Source organism: Pseudomonas sp. GZD-222 (assembly GCF_049310525.1).
Classification (GTDB): domain Bacteria; phylum Pseudomonadota; class Gammaproteobacteria; order Pseudomonadales; family Pseudomonadaceae; genus Aquipseudomonas.
In genome coordinates this window covers 85,956-100,285 of the sequence record NZ_JBMOWO010000069.1, presented here as the reverse complement: position 1 = coordinate 100,285, position 14,330 = coordinate 85,956, and the positions used below count along the sequence as shown (strand labels likewise).

The 14,330-nt window shown below is 58.7% G+C and carries 13 protein-coding genes; 7 read left to right on the top strand and 6 right to left on the bottom strand.

The genetic code is table 11. From position 1 onward, the window contains the following. The 3 genes from ACO6VD_RS12800 (at position 1) to ACO6VD_RS12790 (ending at position 3,556) form a co-directional block, all read left to right on the top strand. Positions 1-1,155 carry an iron-containing alcohol dehydrogenase gene (locus ACO6VD_RS12800; RefSeq protein WP_422419512.1) on the top strand — a complete coding sequence of 385 codons (1,155 nt, stop codon included), beginning with the start codon at positions 1-3 and terminating at the stop codon, positions 1,153-1,155. Positions 1,156-1,165: 10 nt separating this feature from the next. After that, positions 1,166-2,320, top strand: a complete 1,155-nt coding sequence (locus tag ACO6VD_RS12795; protein ID WP_422419510.1) for an iron-containing alcohol dehydrogenase — start codon at positions 1,166-1,168, stop codon at positions 2,318-2,320. Positions 2,321-2,464: 144 nt separating this feature from the next. Continuing rightward, complete coding sequence (locus ACO6VD_RS12790) at positions 2,465-3,556, top strand: DUF3616 domain-containing protein (RefSeq protein WP_422419508.1); 1,092 nt, start codon at positions 2,465-2,467, stop codon at positions 3,554-3,556. Between the two features lie 77 nt (positions 3,557-3,633). Here ACO6VD_RS12790 and ACO6VD_RS12785 read toward each other — a convergent pair whose 3' ends face one another. Next, positions 3,634-4,551 carry a LysR family transcriptional regulator gene (locus tag ACO6VD_RS12785; protein WP_422419507.1) on the bottom strand — a complete coding sequence of 306 codons (918 nt, stop codon included), beginning with the start codon at positions 4,549-4,551 and terminating at the stop codon, positions 3,634-3,636. A gap of 112 nt (positions 4,552-4,663) precedes the next feature. On the opposite strand from ACO6VD_RS12785, the gene ACO6VD_RS12780 reads away from it, so the two are divergent. The 3 genes from ACO6VD_RS12780 (at position 4,664) to ACO6VD_RS12770 (ending at position 6,739) form a co-directional block, all read left to right on the top strand. Continuing rightward, on the top strand, positions 4,664-5,149 hold the full coding sequence (locus ACO6VD_RS12780; protein WP_422419505.1) for an ester cyclase: 486 nt from the start codon (positions 4,664-4,666) through the stop codon (positions 5,147-5,149). Between the two features lie 151 nt (positions 5,150-5,300). Continuing rightward, complete coding sequence (locus ACO6VD_RS12775) at positions 5,301-5,741, top strand: DoxX family protein (RefSeq protein WP_422419503.1); 441 nt, start codon at positions 5,301-5,303, stop codon at positions 5,739-5,741. A 74-nt stretch (positions 5,742-5,815) separates the two neighbouring features. Beyond that, the gene (locus tag ACO6VD_RS12770; RefSeq protein ID WP_422419501.1) at positions 5,816-6,739 is read left to right on the top strand and encodes an NADP-dependent oxidoreductase; all 924 of its coding nucleotides are present in this window, start codon (positions 5,816-5,818) and stop codon (positions 6,737-6,739) included. Between the two features lie 30 nt (positions 6,740-6,769). Here ACO6VD_RS12770 and ACO6VD_RS12765 read toward each other — a convergent pair whose 3' ends face one another. The 4 genes from ACO6VD_RS12765 to ACO6VD_RS12750 form a co-directional block, all read right to left on the bottom strand. Next, positions 6,770-7,672 (bottom strand): SDR family oxidoreductase, encoded by a 903-nt coding sequence (locus ACO6VD_RS12765; protein ID WP_422419499.1) that lies wholly within the window; start codon positions 7,670-7,672, stop codon positions 6,770-6,772. Positions 7,673-7,825: 153 nt separating this feature from the next. Beyond that, positions 7,826-8,812, bottom strand: coding sequence for a zinc-binding dehydrogenase (locus ACO6VD_RS12760; RefSeq protein WP_422419497.1), 987 nt, complete (start codon positions 8,810-8,812; stop codon positions 7,826-7,828). 142 nt (positions 8,813-8,954) lie between these two features. Further along, entirely contained in the window at positions 8,955-9,752 is a 798-nt protein-coding gene (locus ACO6VD_RS12755; RefSeq protein WP_422419495.1) for an SDR family NAD(P)-dependent oxidoreductase, read from the bottom strand. 83 nt (positions 9,753-9,835) lie between these two features. Beyond that, positions 9,836-12,079, bottom strand: coding sequence for a hypothetical protein (locus ACO6VD_RS12750; RefSeq protein WP_422419494.1), 2,244 nt, complete (start codon positions 12,077-12,079; stop codon positions 9,836-9,838). A gap of 309 nt (positions 12,080-12,388) precedes the next feature. Here ACO6VD_RS12750 and ACO6VD_RS12745 point away from each other — a divergent pair, with 309 nt between their 5' ends. Next, the gene (locus tag ACO6VD_RS12745) at positions 12,389-13,201 is read left to right on the top strand and encodes a hypothetical protein (RefSeq protein WP_422419492.1); all 813 of its coding nucleotides are present in this window, start codon (positions 12,389-12,391) and stop codon (positions 13,199-13,201) included. A gap of 639 nt (positions 13,202-13,840) precedes the next feature. On the opposite strand, the gene ACO6VD_RS12740 is transcribed toward ACO6VD_RS12745, so the two are convergent. Next, positions 13,841-14,326 (bottom strand): adenosine-specific kinase, encoded by a 486-nt coding sequence (locus ACO6VD_RS12740; RefSeq protein ID WP_422419490.1) that lies wholly within the window; start codon positions 14,324-14,326, stop codon positions 13,841-13,843. Positions 14,327-14,330 lie beyond the last annotated feature (4 nt).

The following is a 14,330-nucleotide window of genomic DNA, read 5'->3' as shown; positions in this document are numbered from 1 at the left end:
ATGTCGAACTTTACTTTTGAAACCACACCGCGGGTGATCTGCGAAGTCGATGGCGCCTTGCGCCTCGGCGCCCTGTGCCGCGAGCTCGGTGCCGAGCGCGTGCTGCTGGTCAGCGATCCCGGCCTGCAACGCGCCGGCCTGCTGGAGGCGCCGATGCAGGCGCTGCGCGAGGCCGGGGTCGAGGTGACCCTGTACAGCGACGTGCAGGCCGATCCGCCCGAAGCCTCGGTGCTCGACGCGGTGGCGGCGGGGCGCAACTGCCGGGCCCAGGCAGTGATCGGCCTGGGCGGCGGCAGCTCGCTGGACACCGCAAAACTGGTGGCGCTGCTCTGCGGCTATGAACAGGCACTAGGGGATATCTACGGCATCAATCTGGCCAAGGGCCCGCGCTTGCCGCTGATCCAGGTGCCGACCACCGCCGGTACCGGTTCGGAAGTCACCGCCGTGGCCATCGTCACCACCCCCAGTCACGAGAAGAAGGGCGTGGTCAGCGCCTTGCTCTATCCGGATATCGCCTTGCTCGATGCGCGCCTGACCGTCGGCCTGCCCGCAGCGGTGAGTGCGATGACCGGCGTCGATGCCATGGTCCATGCCATTGAGGCTTACACCAGCAAGCACAAGAAGAACGTGCTGTCCGACGGCCTGGCCCTGCAGGCGTTGCGTCTGTTGGGTGGCAACCTTGACCGCGTGCTGGCCGAGCCGGGTGATCTGCAAGCGCGTTCGGACATGCTGCTCGGCTCGATGCTGGCCGGCATGGCCTTTGCCAACGCGCCGGTGGCGGCGGTGCACGCGCTGGCGTATCCGCTGGGTGGGCACTTCCATGTCCCCCACGGTCTGAGCAACGCGTTGGTGTTGGTGCCGGTGCTGAATTTCAACCGCAGCGTGGCGGAAAAGCTTTACGCGGAACTGGCGCCAACGGTGCTGCCCGGCCAGCGCTTCGATACTCCGGCGCAAGCCTGCGATGCCTTCATCGCCTTCATGACCGCGCTGGTGGAGCGCATGCCGTTCGCCCAGCGCCTGGGGGAGGTGGGTGTGACCGAAGCGGACCTCGATCGCCTGAGCGACGACGCCATGAAGGTCGAGCGCCTGCTGATCAACAACCCGCGCCCGGTCACTCGCGAAGACGCCCGCGCCCTGTATGCCTCGGTGCTGTGAGGAGATAGTCATGAATCACGAGTTCAGAAGTGTTCCGCGTATTGTCTGCGCGGCGGGTGCCTTGCAGGGCATCGGCGAGGTCTTCAGCGGGCTGGGTGTGCGCCGTGTGCTGCTGGTCTGCGACCCCGGCATCGTCAAGCTCGGCTTCGCCAGCAAGGCCTGCGCGGTGCTGGAAGCGGCGGGCTGCAGCGTGGCTGTGTTCGACCAGGTAGTGGCGGATCCGCCCGCTGCGGTGGTCGAGCAGGCGGTCAGCCACGGCCGCGCCTTCGAGGCCGATGGCGTACTCGGACTGGGCGGCGGCAGCTCGCTGGATGCGGCCAAGCTGGTGGCATTGCTGATCAACAGCGAACAGCCGCTGCAAGACCTCTACGGTACCGACAAGGCATGCGGCCAGCGCCTGCCGCTGGTGCTGATGCCGACCACGGCAGGGACCGGTTCGGAAGTCACCTGGGTCTCGGTAATCACTGATGCCCAACAGCGCAAACAGGCGGTGTACTCGGCGCAACTGATGCCCGACGTGGCGGTGCTCGACCCGGAACTGACCCTCGGCCTGCCCGCCGGGGTCACCGCGGCGACCGGCCTGGATGCCATGGTCCATGCCATCGAGGCCTACACCAGCCGTACGCGCAAGAACCCCATCTCCGACGGCCTGGCCACCACAGCGCTGCGCCTGCTCGGTGGCAATCTGCGCAAGGTGCTGGCCGACGGCAGCGACGTCGCCGCGCGCTCGGCGATGCTGCAGGGCTCGTTGATGGCCGGGATGGCCTTCGTCAATGCTTCGGTGGCGGCGATTCATGGCCTGGCGTATCCGTTGGGCGCGCGCTTTCACATTCCGCACGGCCATGCCAATGCCCTGGTGATGGCGCCGATGCTGCGTTTTAACCTGCCGGCGGCCCAACAGCACTACGCCGAACTGGCCGCGCATCTGTTGCCGGAGGCGGTGTTTGCCGACGAATCCAGCGCAGCACTGGCGTTCGTTCAGGCCATCGAAGCGTTGGTGCGCGATAGCGGGCTGGAAACGCGCTTGTCCAGGCTGGGCATCGATGAAGCATCGATTCCGGCGATGGCGGCGGACGTGGTGAACGGCTTGCAACGCTTGATCGACAGTAACCCCAGGGACATGAACGAAGCGCAGGTGGAGGGCATCTACAGGGGGATTTACTGAGGTTGCCCGGCCGCCGCTGAAGTTATGCTTGAGCGCTCTAGCCCCTGTGAAGAAAAGGAATAGCGATAGCCTTGATTGTCGACGGGCAGCCACTAGCCTCGACAACATCCCTCGCACCCTTCCCGACAACACAGGAGAGCGCTCATGAGCGAGCGAAGCAATGCGGTGATGCTGCGCTTTGATCCGGCCCTGGCATCGTTGCGCGATGGCCTTTCGGTCGCCCTGCAGATCGGCGGCACACTCTGGGTCGCCAACGACGAAACCACCCACCTGGAACGCCTGACTATCCACAACGCTGCGCCAGGTGACCAGGTGAGGTGCGACGAGCATAAATCGTTCGCGCTCGGTAAGTACCTGGACCTGCCCCTGGAGGAGGCTGATGCCGAGATCGATATCGAGGGGGTGGCCCATGCCCCGGACAGTGGCTACCTCTGGGTGGTGGGCTCGCATAGCCTCAAGCGCAGGAAGGCCGAGGCCGACAAGTCGGCGCAGAAGAACATCAAGCGGCTATCGACGGTAGTGGTGGACGGCAATCGTTTTCTGCTGGCGCGCATTCCGCTGGTACAGCAAAAAGACAGCTATGTACTCGCCGCCGAGGTGGATGCCGATGGGCGTACGGCGGCGCAGCTCAATGGCAACGAATTCGGCAACGACCTGACCACGGAAATTGGCAAAGACGAGCAGCTACGCGACTTTCTGCGCATCCCGGGCAAAGACAACGGTTTCGACATCGAAGGCCTGGCGGTCATCGGCTCGCGCCTGTTGTTGGGGTTGCGCGGGCCGGTGCTGCGCGGCTGGAGCGTGCTGCTGGAGGTCGAGCCTGAGCTTGAGCGCGGCTCGACTGACACGCTGGTGCTCAAACAGATCGGCCCGCACGGGCGCCACTACCGCAAGCACTTCTTCGACCTGCATGGCCTGGGCGTGCGTGACCTGTGCCGCAGCGGCGACGATCTGCTGATCCTGGCCGGCCCGACCATGGACCTCGACGGCCCGGTAACAGTGTTCCGCTGGCGCGGCGGCTTCAACGCCGACGAAGAATGCGTGGTGTTTGCCGATCAATTGGAGACGGTGCTGGAGGTGCCGTTCGGGCACGGCGACGATCATGCTGAGGGCATGTGTCTGTTCGATGCCGACGGGCAGGGTGGGGAGGTGTTGCTGGTCGTCTATGACTCGTCGGCGGAGGGTCGTAAGCATGGTGAGGCGGATGTGGAGGCGGACCTGTTTGTCTTGGGTTAGTCAGGCACTTGGAGAAGTTAGTGTCCGGCAGGACCGGGCGCTGTCTACGTGAGCCAGCACCTCATCCAGTGGCGCCCTCAAGTAGCGGTATTAAGCATCGCCTCCTGTTGTACAAACCGGTCGATCAACCACCGTGCTGCGGGACCCGGTGGTAAATCCGTGCGGTAGATGACGTCGAAGTCATATTTGCCGCTTTGGTATTCCGGGATGTTCAACTGCACGAGCCGGCCGCTCTCCAGGTCTTCCTGGACCATCGGCGCGGGCATGTTCCCCCAGCCGATGCCTTCACGCAGCAGCATATGCTTGGCGCCCAGGTCGGCCAGGCGCCAGGTGCGGTTGCTGAGTACGGCGAAATCCTTGTCCTTGGTCAGCACTGAACGATCGGACAACACCAGTTGGGTGAACTCTCGAGCGGTGCCCGGCATATTCGCGTCGCTTGACGCCAGTGGGTGATGCGCAGCTGCCACCGGAATCAACTTCACACTGCCGACGCCAATTCTTTCAATGCCGTCGATGCCTTCGTTCATGGGGCCACTGACACCGACGACCGCGCCACGGTTGATCACCAGCTCGGTGACCGCGCCGAGGGCTTCCATATGCAGGTGCAGGGCAACCGTAGGGAATGCTTCGCGAAAGGATTTCAGTGCATCGACCACGCGCTCCGGGGGCAGCATCACATCGAGCACCACGTGAACTTCGGCTTCAAGCCCTTGCAGCAGTCCCTTCACTTTGGCGCGCAACCCAAGCACACCGTTGGCGATGGTTCGGGCTTCGGCCAGCACCGTACGGCCAGCGTCGGTGAGCCGGGGTTTGCGGGTTGTCTGGCGGTCAAACAGGGCAACGCCGAGCTGCATTTCCAGGTTGGCAATCGAGTAGCTGATGACCGAGGTGGCGCGATGCAGCTTTCTGGCCGCCGCGGCAAAACTGCCGACTTCGACAACGGTGAGGAACACGCGCAGTTGGTCGAGCGTGGGTGTTCCGGGATCAGAAATCATGCCTATTTCCTCGAACGTAATGGTCAATATTATCCCGGTACTTCTAAAAGCCTCATCAGTCTAGATTGCCCGCTCGACTTACGGTTTCAACCATTCCCTCAGGGAGACTGAAATGAAGGCAATAAAAAACTGGCGGGCTGCGCTTTGCGTTGCCCTGGTGTGCGTCAGTGCGTTGGCCAGTGGCGGGCAGGTCGAACAGAACAAACGAGACGTCGAGCTCTGGTATCGCGCTTTCGACCAGAACGACCCCGGCCTGCTTGAGCGCATAGTGGGCAAAGACTGGATCGATATTCCCGCTGCTGCGGACCAGGCTCCCGGTTCTGAGGGGGCCAAGGAGGTGCTACATCATCTGCACAGCACGTTCTCGGACTTCAGCATCAAGATTGAAGAGGTGCTGCAGGACGGCGACAAAGTCATCGTGCGTTCGCGCATTTCCGGGATTCAGACGGGTGTGTTTGTCGGTGTTGCGCCCACCGGTAAACGAATCGACATCAGGGCCACGGATATCCATGAATTCAAAAACGGCAAAATCGTTCGTACCTGGCACATGGAAGACTGGATGACCGGATTGCATCAGCTTGGTGTGCTGAAAAGGTGAAGCGCCGACAGGGGGACGCAAGGCTACTTGCCTATTTATTCGAATCTAATGATCTAAATTAGTCGGCTATTCAGATGAGAGGGTGAGGCGCAAGCTTTCTTCACTGCAGCGACTCGTGGTGAGTCGCGCAAAGTTCTGAAGGATTTACCTTATGACTGCTTCCGCCAACACCGTTCAATCCAGCACCACCGACAAGAGCGCTTCCGAGGTGACCCAAGCCTCGGCTTCGTTGATTGGCCGTGTACTGCTCAGCGCCATCTTCATTCTCTCCGGTTTTTCCAAGCTGGCTGCTCCGGCAATGATGGTCGGCTACATCGGCTCCGTGGGCCTGCCATTCCCGCAACTGGCGCTGGCGCTGGCGATCATTGTCGAGATTGGTGGCGGCCTGGCCTTGGTCGCCGGTTATCGCACCCGCGCCGTTGCGGCGGTACTGGCGGCGTTCAGCGTGTTTACCGCACTGGCGTTCCACAACGCCCTGGGTGATCAAAACCAGTTCATCCACTTCTTCAAGAACATCGCCATGGCCGGTGGCCTGCTGCACGTCGTGGCCTTTGGTGCCGGTCGCTTCAGTCTCGACGCCCGCCGTCGTTGATACCCCGCGCTGCGAAGGCCGGTGCCTCGCAGCGCACTGTCTTTCTCCCTTTGGTTTAAAAAGTCGAGATCTCCATGAAAGCCATACGTGTGTACGAATACGGCAGCCCTGAAGTTTTAACCCTGGAAGACATCGCCGACCCGGTAGCCGGCGCGGGTGAAGTGCTGATCGACGTGGCCAGCGCCGGCGTCAACCCGATTGACTGGAAGATCCTCTCAGGGGCCATGCAAGCATTCATCCCCTTGCCGCTGCCGTTTACCCCTGGCGTTGAAGTGGCCGGCACCGTGATTGCCGTGGGGCAGGGCGTCAGCGCGTTCAAGAGCGGCGATGAAGTGTTTGGCTTTATCAACATTATCGGCGGCTATGCGACCAAAGCCGTGGCCCCGGCCGCAAAACTGGCGTTGAAGCCGCGCTCGCTCAGCGTCTTGCAGGCCGGTGCGGTTCCGGCAGCAGCGTTGACGGCCTGGCAGGCATTGACCGAACACGCTGGCGTGCAACCGCGCCAGAAGGTGTTGATCCACGCAGCCGCGGGTGGCGTCGGCAGCATGGCCGTGCAGATCGCCAAATACCTGGGCGCTGAAGTCTACGCCACGGCCTCTGCACACAATCATGCCTATTTGAAAGACCTCGGCGCCGATTACACCATCGACTACGCCACCCAGGCATTCGACGAGCTGGTTTCCGGCATCGATGTGGTGCTGGATCTGGTGGGCGGTGAAACCCAAACCCGTTCGTTCAAGGTGCTGAAAAAGAACGGTGTGCTGGTATCGCCGGTGAGCCTGCCGAGCATGTCGCTGGCCAACGACTTTGGCGTGACCCCGATAAACTTCGCCACCCGTTCTGATGGTCAGCAGCTTGCACTGATCGCTGAACTGTTCGAGAAGGGGCGCCTTAGGGTCGACATAGAGGCGTACCCATTGAGTGATGCGAAAGCGGCGATTGCTAAAAGTATGGGGCGGCGTTTGCGGGGTAGGTTGGTTCTTGATACCGCCCGGTAAGTAGTCGCAGGATATGAGGACCCCAGGAGTTCAAGTACGTAACGATTCAACCAACTGCGTACGCAGCTCAGGTTTGCCTGCATAGGGATCTGGCGGATTGCGTTGTTCGACGATGGCCTCGAAACGCTCGCGCACGGAGTGCATCGCCTGGGGATGCGAGTAAATGTAGAACTGGCGATTGCTGATGGCCTCGAAGGTCAACTCCGCGATCTGTTCGGCACTCACCTTGGCGGCGCCAGTGGCTTTCTGGTTTTGTGCCTGCGCCATTGCCTGTGAGCGTGTCGGTGCACTGGCATTGGCCAGCTCGTCTGGACGATGTCGGGCGGACAAACTGATGCCCGTGGCTACGAAAAACGGGCATAGCACCGAGCAATGCACGTGTTCGGATACCAGAGCGAGATCGTGATAGAGCGTCTCGCTCAGTGATACCACCGCCTGTTTGGTAAGGTTGTAGGCACCCAAGGTCGGGGCGTTGAGCAAGCCTGCCATCGAGGCGGTGTTGATGATGTGCCCTTCGTAGTCCGGGTCACGTTCGGCTGCCGCCAGCATCAGCGGGGTGAAGATGCGCACCCCATGGATCACGCTGCGTACGTTCACACCGATTACCCAGTCCCAGTCTTTCTCGCTGTTCTCCCACACCAGGCCGCCGGCAAGTACGCCGGCATTATTGAACATCAGGTGCACAGCACCGAACGCTGCCAGTGCCGCGTCGGCCAGGGTCTGGATCTGCTCCGCCTGGGAGACGTCGGTAGGTAAACCGATCACTGTAGCGCCGCGTGCGCGCAGTTCGGCGACGGTGGCCTCTAGCGCCTCAATCTGGATATCCGCCAGCACCAGTTTCATGCCGAGCGTGGCAGCCTTCTCGGCAAAGGCCTTGCCGAAACCGGAGGCTGCGCCAGTAATCACCGCTACGCGGCCCGTGAAGTTTCTCATGATGCCCTCTCGATCTGTAAAAGGCGCTGTGCAAGGGGCGTTTTGTGCGCCATGTCGCCGTCCCTGCCATCGTGCAATCGTGTGCACGACCAATGCTGCCTGTGCTTCGCGTATGAAGGCCCTCTCAAATTGGGGGGGATACTAGCTGGCGGATCAATCCAGCCGCGTCACCCACTTGCCGGACGCACTGCCGTCCTTGAGCTGGTGCAACGCTTGCGGTAGCGCTTCGAAGGCAAAGTCCAGGCGCCCCGGCGCCAGCAATCGGCCATCGGCGACCATTTGCAGCAAGCGCTCACCCTCGACTTTCAATGCCTGTCGATCGAGCAGCCGGCCATGGGCATGGATGCTGTTGAGCGCCACTTCATGCAGTGAGATTGCGCTGCTGAAAGCGGCCAGCGGTGTGCTTTCCTGGCGGTCCTGGATGCATACCAGGTGGCCGTTGTAACCCAGCAGGTGTGCCAGGCTTGCGGCATGCGCGCCGCTGACGGTGTCGAACAGGGCATGCAGCGGGCGTTCGCCGAGGACTCTCTGCAAGCGTGTCTGCCAGTTGCCGGAGCGGTAGTCGAACACCCCGATCACGCCGACTTGCTTGAGGCGGGCATGATGTTTTTCGCCCGCCGTGGCCCATACCCGCAGGCCGCTTTGCACGGCGAGCTGGACCAGGTAGAAGCCGACCGCGCCACCAGCCCCGATCACCAGTACATCGCGGGATGCGCCGTTGGCGACCTTGGTCAGCGCCTGCCAGGCGGTCAGTGCGGGGCAGGGCACGGCGGCGGCTGCAACTGCTTCAAGGTTGTGCGGGATGTGCATCACCAGGCTGGCGTCGAGCAGGCAGTACTCGGCGAAGCTGCCATCGCGGGACAGCGACTGGTGATAGGCGATGCGCGTACCCAACGGCAGGTCGACACCTTCACCGACGGCGGCGACGATGCCGGCGCCATCCACGCCCGGAACCGTGCCCTGGTGCCAGTCGGCATGGCCCCACTCACAGATTTTCCAGTCCACCGGGTTGAGGGCAATGGCGCGGTTGGCCACCAACACCTGGCCAGGCCCGGGTTGCGGCAGGGGTTTATCGATGAGTTGCAGGCCGTCCAGGCCGGCACCCGGGGTCCAGCCCCAGGCTCGATGGGTGTTGTGCATAAGGAATCCTCGTAGGAGCAGGAGGGGCAGGCTAGCGATGCGCGGCGCAGGGAAACAGCCGGTCTGGGGCAAAGGTGTATTGAATCGAAGTCAATAATGCCCCGGGGTCGCTGTTCGACCCCGGTGTTCATGCACGCTGGATTCAGATGGCCAGGCTGTCGACCACACCGCCATCGACTCGCAGCGCTGCGCCGGTGGTGGCGGAGGAGTAAGGGGAGGCGAGGTAGACCACCAGGTGCGCGACTTCGTCGACCTCGGCGACGCGCTGGATGATTGAACTCGGGCGGGCGGTGCGCACGAAGTGGTCTGCCTCTTCGCGAATGCTGCGCCCGGAAGCCTCGGCAGCCTCGGCGACCATAGTGGCGACGCCGTCGGTCAGGGTCGGTCCCGGCAGTACCGCGTTGACGGTGACGCCGGTACCTGCCAGACGCTTGGCCAGGCCGTGAGAGACGGCGAGATTGGCGCTCTTGGTCACGCCGTAGTTGATCATGTCGGCGGGGATGGCGATGCCCGATTCCGAGGAAATGAACACAATTCTGCCCCAGCCTTTCTCCACCATTCCCGGCGCGTAGTGGCGAGCCAGACGTACGCCGGACAGCACATTGGTTTCGTAGAAGCGGCTCCACTCGCTGTCGGCTGCCTCGAAGAAGTCGACGTTGTCGTAGATGCCGAGGTTGTTGACCAGGATATCGGCCTTGGGGTGGGCGGCGAACAGGGTTTCGGCGCCAGCGGCGCTGCCCAGGTCGGCGACAACACCCTGTGCCTGGCCACGCCCGCCCTGGGCGCGCAGTTCGGCCAGGGCGGCATCCACCGATTTCTCGCTACGGCCGGCGATGACCACGTCGGCATGGGCACGGGCCAGGCCGCGGGCGATGGCCAGGCCAATGCCGCCGGTCGAGCCGCTGATGATGGCGGTGCGTCCGCCGAGGTCGATGTTCATGGGATGGCTCCTGTGGCTGAGTTGCATCGATGGGAGACATGCTAGAAGGGCGCTATCAGTCTGTAAAAGACGGAATTCGACATCTATTCGGTTTTTTGTACAGGCCAATTGATTAACTTAAGACTGATAACGCTCTTGATAGTACTTATGTTTTCTTCGACCCGTTGAGCGGATTTATCGTCATTCTCTTCTCGGTACACAATGAGGGCAGCTTCGTACGCGCGGATGGCCTCTGTTAGGAGATTCGGTTGTTCTTTTCTAACTCCGAGCTGGAGTAGAGCGACGCCGAGCTCGCTCTGTGTCTGAGCCCAGTCACGTGGCGTTTCTTTGTGGGAAAATCCCCTTAGTGCCTCACGTAAGAGCGTTACTGCCTCCTTCAGACGGGCTGTTCCACGTTCGCTCTCCCCGAGCACTCGAAGCGTAGTGCCGAGTCTGTTTTGCGTCCTGGCACGGTCGATTGATCCGTGAGGGAGCTCTTTCAGCAACGTGCGAAAAACGATGGCCGCCTCCTCCAAAGCAGCCTTCTTCGACTCGTATTTTGAAAGCAAATAAAGTGCAGTACCAAGGTCGAATTGCGTTTGATTCCAATTGAAAGGAGCTTGCTCATTGGTGTATTCCTCAAGCACTTCACGGAAGTGTTTCACTGCCTCCTTCAGCTGTGCCGGGTCTGACTCATAGTCACCTAGTGTCAGCAACGCACCGCCTAGTTTGCTTTTTGTTGAGGCCCAGTCTTCAGGTGTTTGCTCGCGGGAATATATGCCTAGTGCCTCTCGGAAGGCGGTTACCGCCTCCCTCACAATTGTCGGTTCGAACACATTTACTCCGAGTGTGTGCAGCGCGATGCCAAAGTTGTAATTCGTCATGGCCCATTGGTGCGGTGCCAGTTCGCGGATATTTGCCCTTAGCGCTTCGCGAAAGGCGATTACCGCTTCAAATTGCCTTGCTTGACCCTCCTCGTACGTAGAAAGTTCAAGGAGAGCGGTTCCCAGATTGTTCTGCGTCATAGCCCAGGACATCGGCGTATGGTCTATGTCGAACACTTGCAGAGCCTCGCGGTAGGTTTTCACCGCAGTGTTCAGTTGCTCGGGATCATTTTCTCGCTGAGCGAGCGCCTGGATAATGGTGCCGAGATTGTTCTGTACCGAAGCCCGCTGAATGGCTGATTCTTTTCCCTTCTCAAGTGCTTTTCGGAAAGCTGTTATCGACTCAGTCAGCCGCTTCGTACCCGTCTCGCGTTTGCCTTGATCGCCGAGAGCGATGCCAAGGTTGAACTGCACCGTTTCCCAAGCGATCGATTTCTGCTTCAGAGCTGGCTCCTTCTCTGCCAAGCGGAGTATGGCTATCGCTTCTTCTAGCAGACTTGGATCCCCCTTGCGCGCGCCGAGTTGTTGTAGCGCCGAGCCGAGGTTGTTCTGCAACATCGCTAGTTCGAGTGGTTCCTGTTTGAGGTCGAGCAGGCGTATCGCTTCTCGCAAGGTATCCACCGCTTGTTGCAAGGCCTCGTTACTGATCGATTGATTGCCGTACATTGTGTAGGCAATACCCAGATAACCCATAACTTCGGCGCGCGTAGCCGCTGCCCATTGATTGCTTTGGCTATTGGCCAGTAGCTCACGCACTTGATTGATAAATGGCAGGAGCTTTTCCGCCCGGTGCTGATTGTTAGCCTCGGTGAAGTCGACATACCTGCTGGCGACTACCAGAGCGAGCACCTTGGTAAGGTCCTGCCAAAATAATTGAGGAAGTGTTTCGGTGTCTGACGTCAGATAATTTTTGGCTGGCGCTTTTGTTTCATCTGGCAAAACCGTTAAGTGAAGAACCGGAATGCTTTTCCCAGTGCCTGTTATTGCAGCTCCCCAAACAAGCACGTCAAAACCTGATTCTTTGAGCAATTTCTGTGCTTGTTGGTGACCCTCGTACCGACTGATATCGGTTGAGATCGAGCGATCGAATCGCTTTGTGTTGGCCTGTGAAAATTGATTGTGTAGCGAGAGGAAAACCAAATTTTCCGTAATTTCGTTGGAATCATGGTTGAAATGAGTGACGCCAATGTTGAATTTTCCGCTATCAGCCGTGGGCAACCTGTCCCGGAAGAGCGCAGTTGCAATGTGTTTTACTCCAGGTAACTGAATGATATGAGGGATATTCCAATAGGTGATAATGGATAAGGCGACGATCGTAATTAAAATTGCTATGGGTATTCCAAAAGTTTTCACTAAAAGATGAATGGTTTTAAGCCACTCCGGGGCTTCAGGCTGAAGTGAGCCTTTTACTTGATTCTCCTTTGTGTCAATGGCCGGCTTTGGCTGCGTCTTTGGTTTCTGCATACCATCCTCTCTCGGTCGCAGAGCCGGAGCGCGGTTCGCGAGCGTGGCGCACACCACCTCCAGTGGCATTGCACATCAACTCCAGCGGGCGTCATATAAAACTTTAGCCATGTTTCTTAACCATCGCCAACCGTGCTTGCCTAGCTACATCAGCGCAGCGAGTAGGCAAGGTGAGTAGAGTGTTTCACGCACTTAACACTTTCCATCTGAATGCACAAAGTGATCATCTTCTGGCGACAATTATTGGTTGTTGCGTAACTGCAGTGAATAGCTAATCTAGATACATGACTCCATGCCAAGTATGTTGCCATGAACCGCAGAAATGTACTCTTGCTTCTCCCCGCACTTTCCCTGCTCTACATGGGCGTAATGCATAGTCGATGTGCATACGCGGCGTGGCCGGGACAGGGAGAAGATGGCGACCATACACCTCATGAGTCTGGCTTGGGCGCTGTCGAAGGGTGCTCACTGCATGGCCTTGGCTTTAATCGAGGTGATATAGCGTCAATGCTGGCGCCTGCTCACCTCATACCCCAGCGCCTACAGGAGAAAGCCGAACAGTTCAATGAAGTTTTGAGCAGAATTTATGAACTGTCGCCGGGATTGGCATTTATTATCGATGGGAACTCACCCAATGCCTTTGCTACGCCAGAGAATTTACTTTCTGGTAGTAGAGATGGCTCTATATTGCTTGGGCTGAGTTTGTTTCAGTTAGAGTTTCAAAGTGGCCCGGGTACTTGGGAAGGTGCTGCTGTACTTATTCATGCTCATGAGTTTGGCCACATTGCGGAATATTATTTCGATTACACCGGCCCTGTACCTGTTATGGAGCTCCAAGCCGACGCTTTGGCCGGATGTGCAATGGCTCATCAAATATTGATCGATCCTGCGCGTGCGATGACCGCAAATCAAAGGATGCAGGAGCTAATGCATGCGTCTCGGTCTGTATTCAGCAAGGGTAGCTATAACCTTAATGACCCTAACTTTCATGGAACACCTCAGCAGAGGCTGACAGCATTTCAAGCGGGCTTCCAATATGTTGCCGGTTCCAACCAGCAGCGCGGAATTCGTGATGCAATGCGTCAGACCCGATTGTTTGCTGAGCGAATTTTTTCACGGTGAGCATACAAATGAAGCCCATGATAATTTTTTTGTGTATGTTTCCAATATTCGCTCATGCTTCAGTGTGTGAGGACTTGCAAACCGTTACCGATCAGGCTTCAAGTGGTTTCTCGGACTGGAAAGGCAGCTATGATTCAGAACTGAATGAGTACGCTGCGACACAAAGTCTTCCAGGCGCAACAGGGTGTTTCATTGAGGGTGATGACGACTTCCCTGTTTATAGCTGCAGGTGGGAAATGTCGGATGAAAGTAAAATGATTTCCAACTACCATTCGCTGGTAAATGAGATATCAAGTTGTTCAAATGTATTTTCCCAGCGCCCCAGAGTTCGAGCAGTGTCAGGCCAAAGTGGATCAAGCAGGTATTACCAATATAGAAATGAAGAGACCACATTGATTGAAGGCAATGGCACCGATTTCAGAATCAAGGTGCGATCAAAGTCCCGGATGAACCGTAGAGACCATCAAGAGGTCCATCTTGTCAGTGTTGCGGTTGAGCAGAGGTAGATTGGGTGTCCTCACCAGTCTTCGCCGGCGGACGCCAAGAAGCGGACGTCACGTCGTCTGCTTCAACCCCTTTGCTGGCCAGCTCTAAACGTCCGCTTCTGGCCGATGCTGGCCATTTGTGACCAGCAGCGATTCAAAGCTTGTAGCCAATCTGCCGTAAAAAGTTCTTGCGCCAGAGGATGTCTTCGTCGCTTTCAAGGCCCTTGGCACAGAAACCATCCACCACGCCGAGGATGGCACGCCCTTGTGCTGTCTCAGCGAGAATCACTTCAGTGGGGTTGGCGGTAGCACAAAAAATACGGCACACCTCGGGAACCATTTTGAGGGTGTTCAACACGTTCAGCGGATAGAAACCGTCAGCTAGGAAAAGGATGAAGCTATGGCCTGCGGCGATGGCTTGCGCATTTTTCTGTGCAAGTTCAATCATTGCGGTATCGGTGCCAGACCAGCGCACCAGGCATTTGCCGGAGGCTTCGCAAAAGGCCACGCCAAACTGGATACCTGGCACGGCATTGACCAACGCTTCGTGGATGTCCTCGACGGACTTGATGAAGTGCGTCTGACCCAGAATGAAGTTGGTTTCTTCCGGCTTGTCGATTTTCAACGTGATGAGTTGCATCTCG

Coding starts and splice junctions, on each gene's coding strand:
- ACO6VD_RS12800 (WP_422419512.1), top strand. CDS start 1: ATGTCGAACTTTACTTTTGAAACCACACCGCGGGTGATCTGCGAAGTC.
- ACO6VD_RS12770 (WP_422419501.1), top strand. CDS start 5,816: ATGAAAGCCATACGTGTGTACGAATACGGCAGCCCTGAAGTTTTAACC.
- ACO6VD_RS12765 (WP_422419499.1), bottom strand. CDS start 7,672: ATGAGAAACTTCACGGGCCGCGTAGCGGTGATTACTGGCGCAGCCTCC.
- ACO6VD_RS12750 (WP_422419494.1), bottom strand. CDS start 12,079: ATGCAGAAACCAAAGACGCAGCCAAAGCCGGCCATTGACACAAAGGAG.
- ACO6VD_RS12745 (WP_422419492.1), top strand. CDS start 12,389: ATGAACCGCAGAAATGTACTCTTGCTTCTCCCCGCACTTTCCCTGCTC.
- ACO6VD_RS12785 (WP_422419507.1), bottom strand. CDS start 4,551: ATGATTTCTGATCCCGGAACACCCACGCTCGACCAACTGCGCGTGTTC.
- ACO6VD_RS12775 (WP_422419503.1), top strand. CDS start 5,301: ATGACTGCTTCCGCCAACACCGTTCAATCCAGCACCACCGACAAGAGC.
- ACO6VD_RS12740 (WP_422419490.1), bottom strand. CDS start 14,326: ATGCAACTCATCACGTTGAAAATCGACAAGCCGGAAGAAACCAACTTC.
- ACO6VD_RS12760 (WP_422419497.1), bottom strand. CDS start 8,812: ATGCACAACACCCATCGAGCCTGGGGCTGGACCCCGGGTGCCGGCCTG.
- ACO6VD_RS12790 (WP_422419508.1), top strand. CDS start 2,465: ATGAGCGAGCGAAGCAATGCGGTGATGCTGCGCTTTGATCCGGCCCTG.
- ACO6VD_RS12780 (WP_422419505.1), top strand. CDS start 4,664: ATGAAGGCAATAAAAAACTGGCGGGCTGCGCTTTGCGTTGCCCTGGTG.
- ACO6VD_RS12755 (WP_422419495.1), bottom strand. CDS start 9,752: ATGAACATCGACCTCGGCGGACGCACCGCCATCATCAGCGGCTCGACC.
- ACO6VD_RS12795 (WP_422419510.1), top strand. CDS start 1,166: ATGAATCACGAGTTCAGAAGTGTTCCGCGTATTGTCTGCGCGGCGGGT.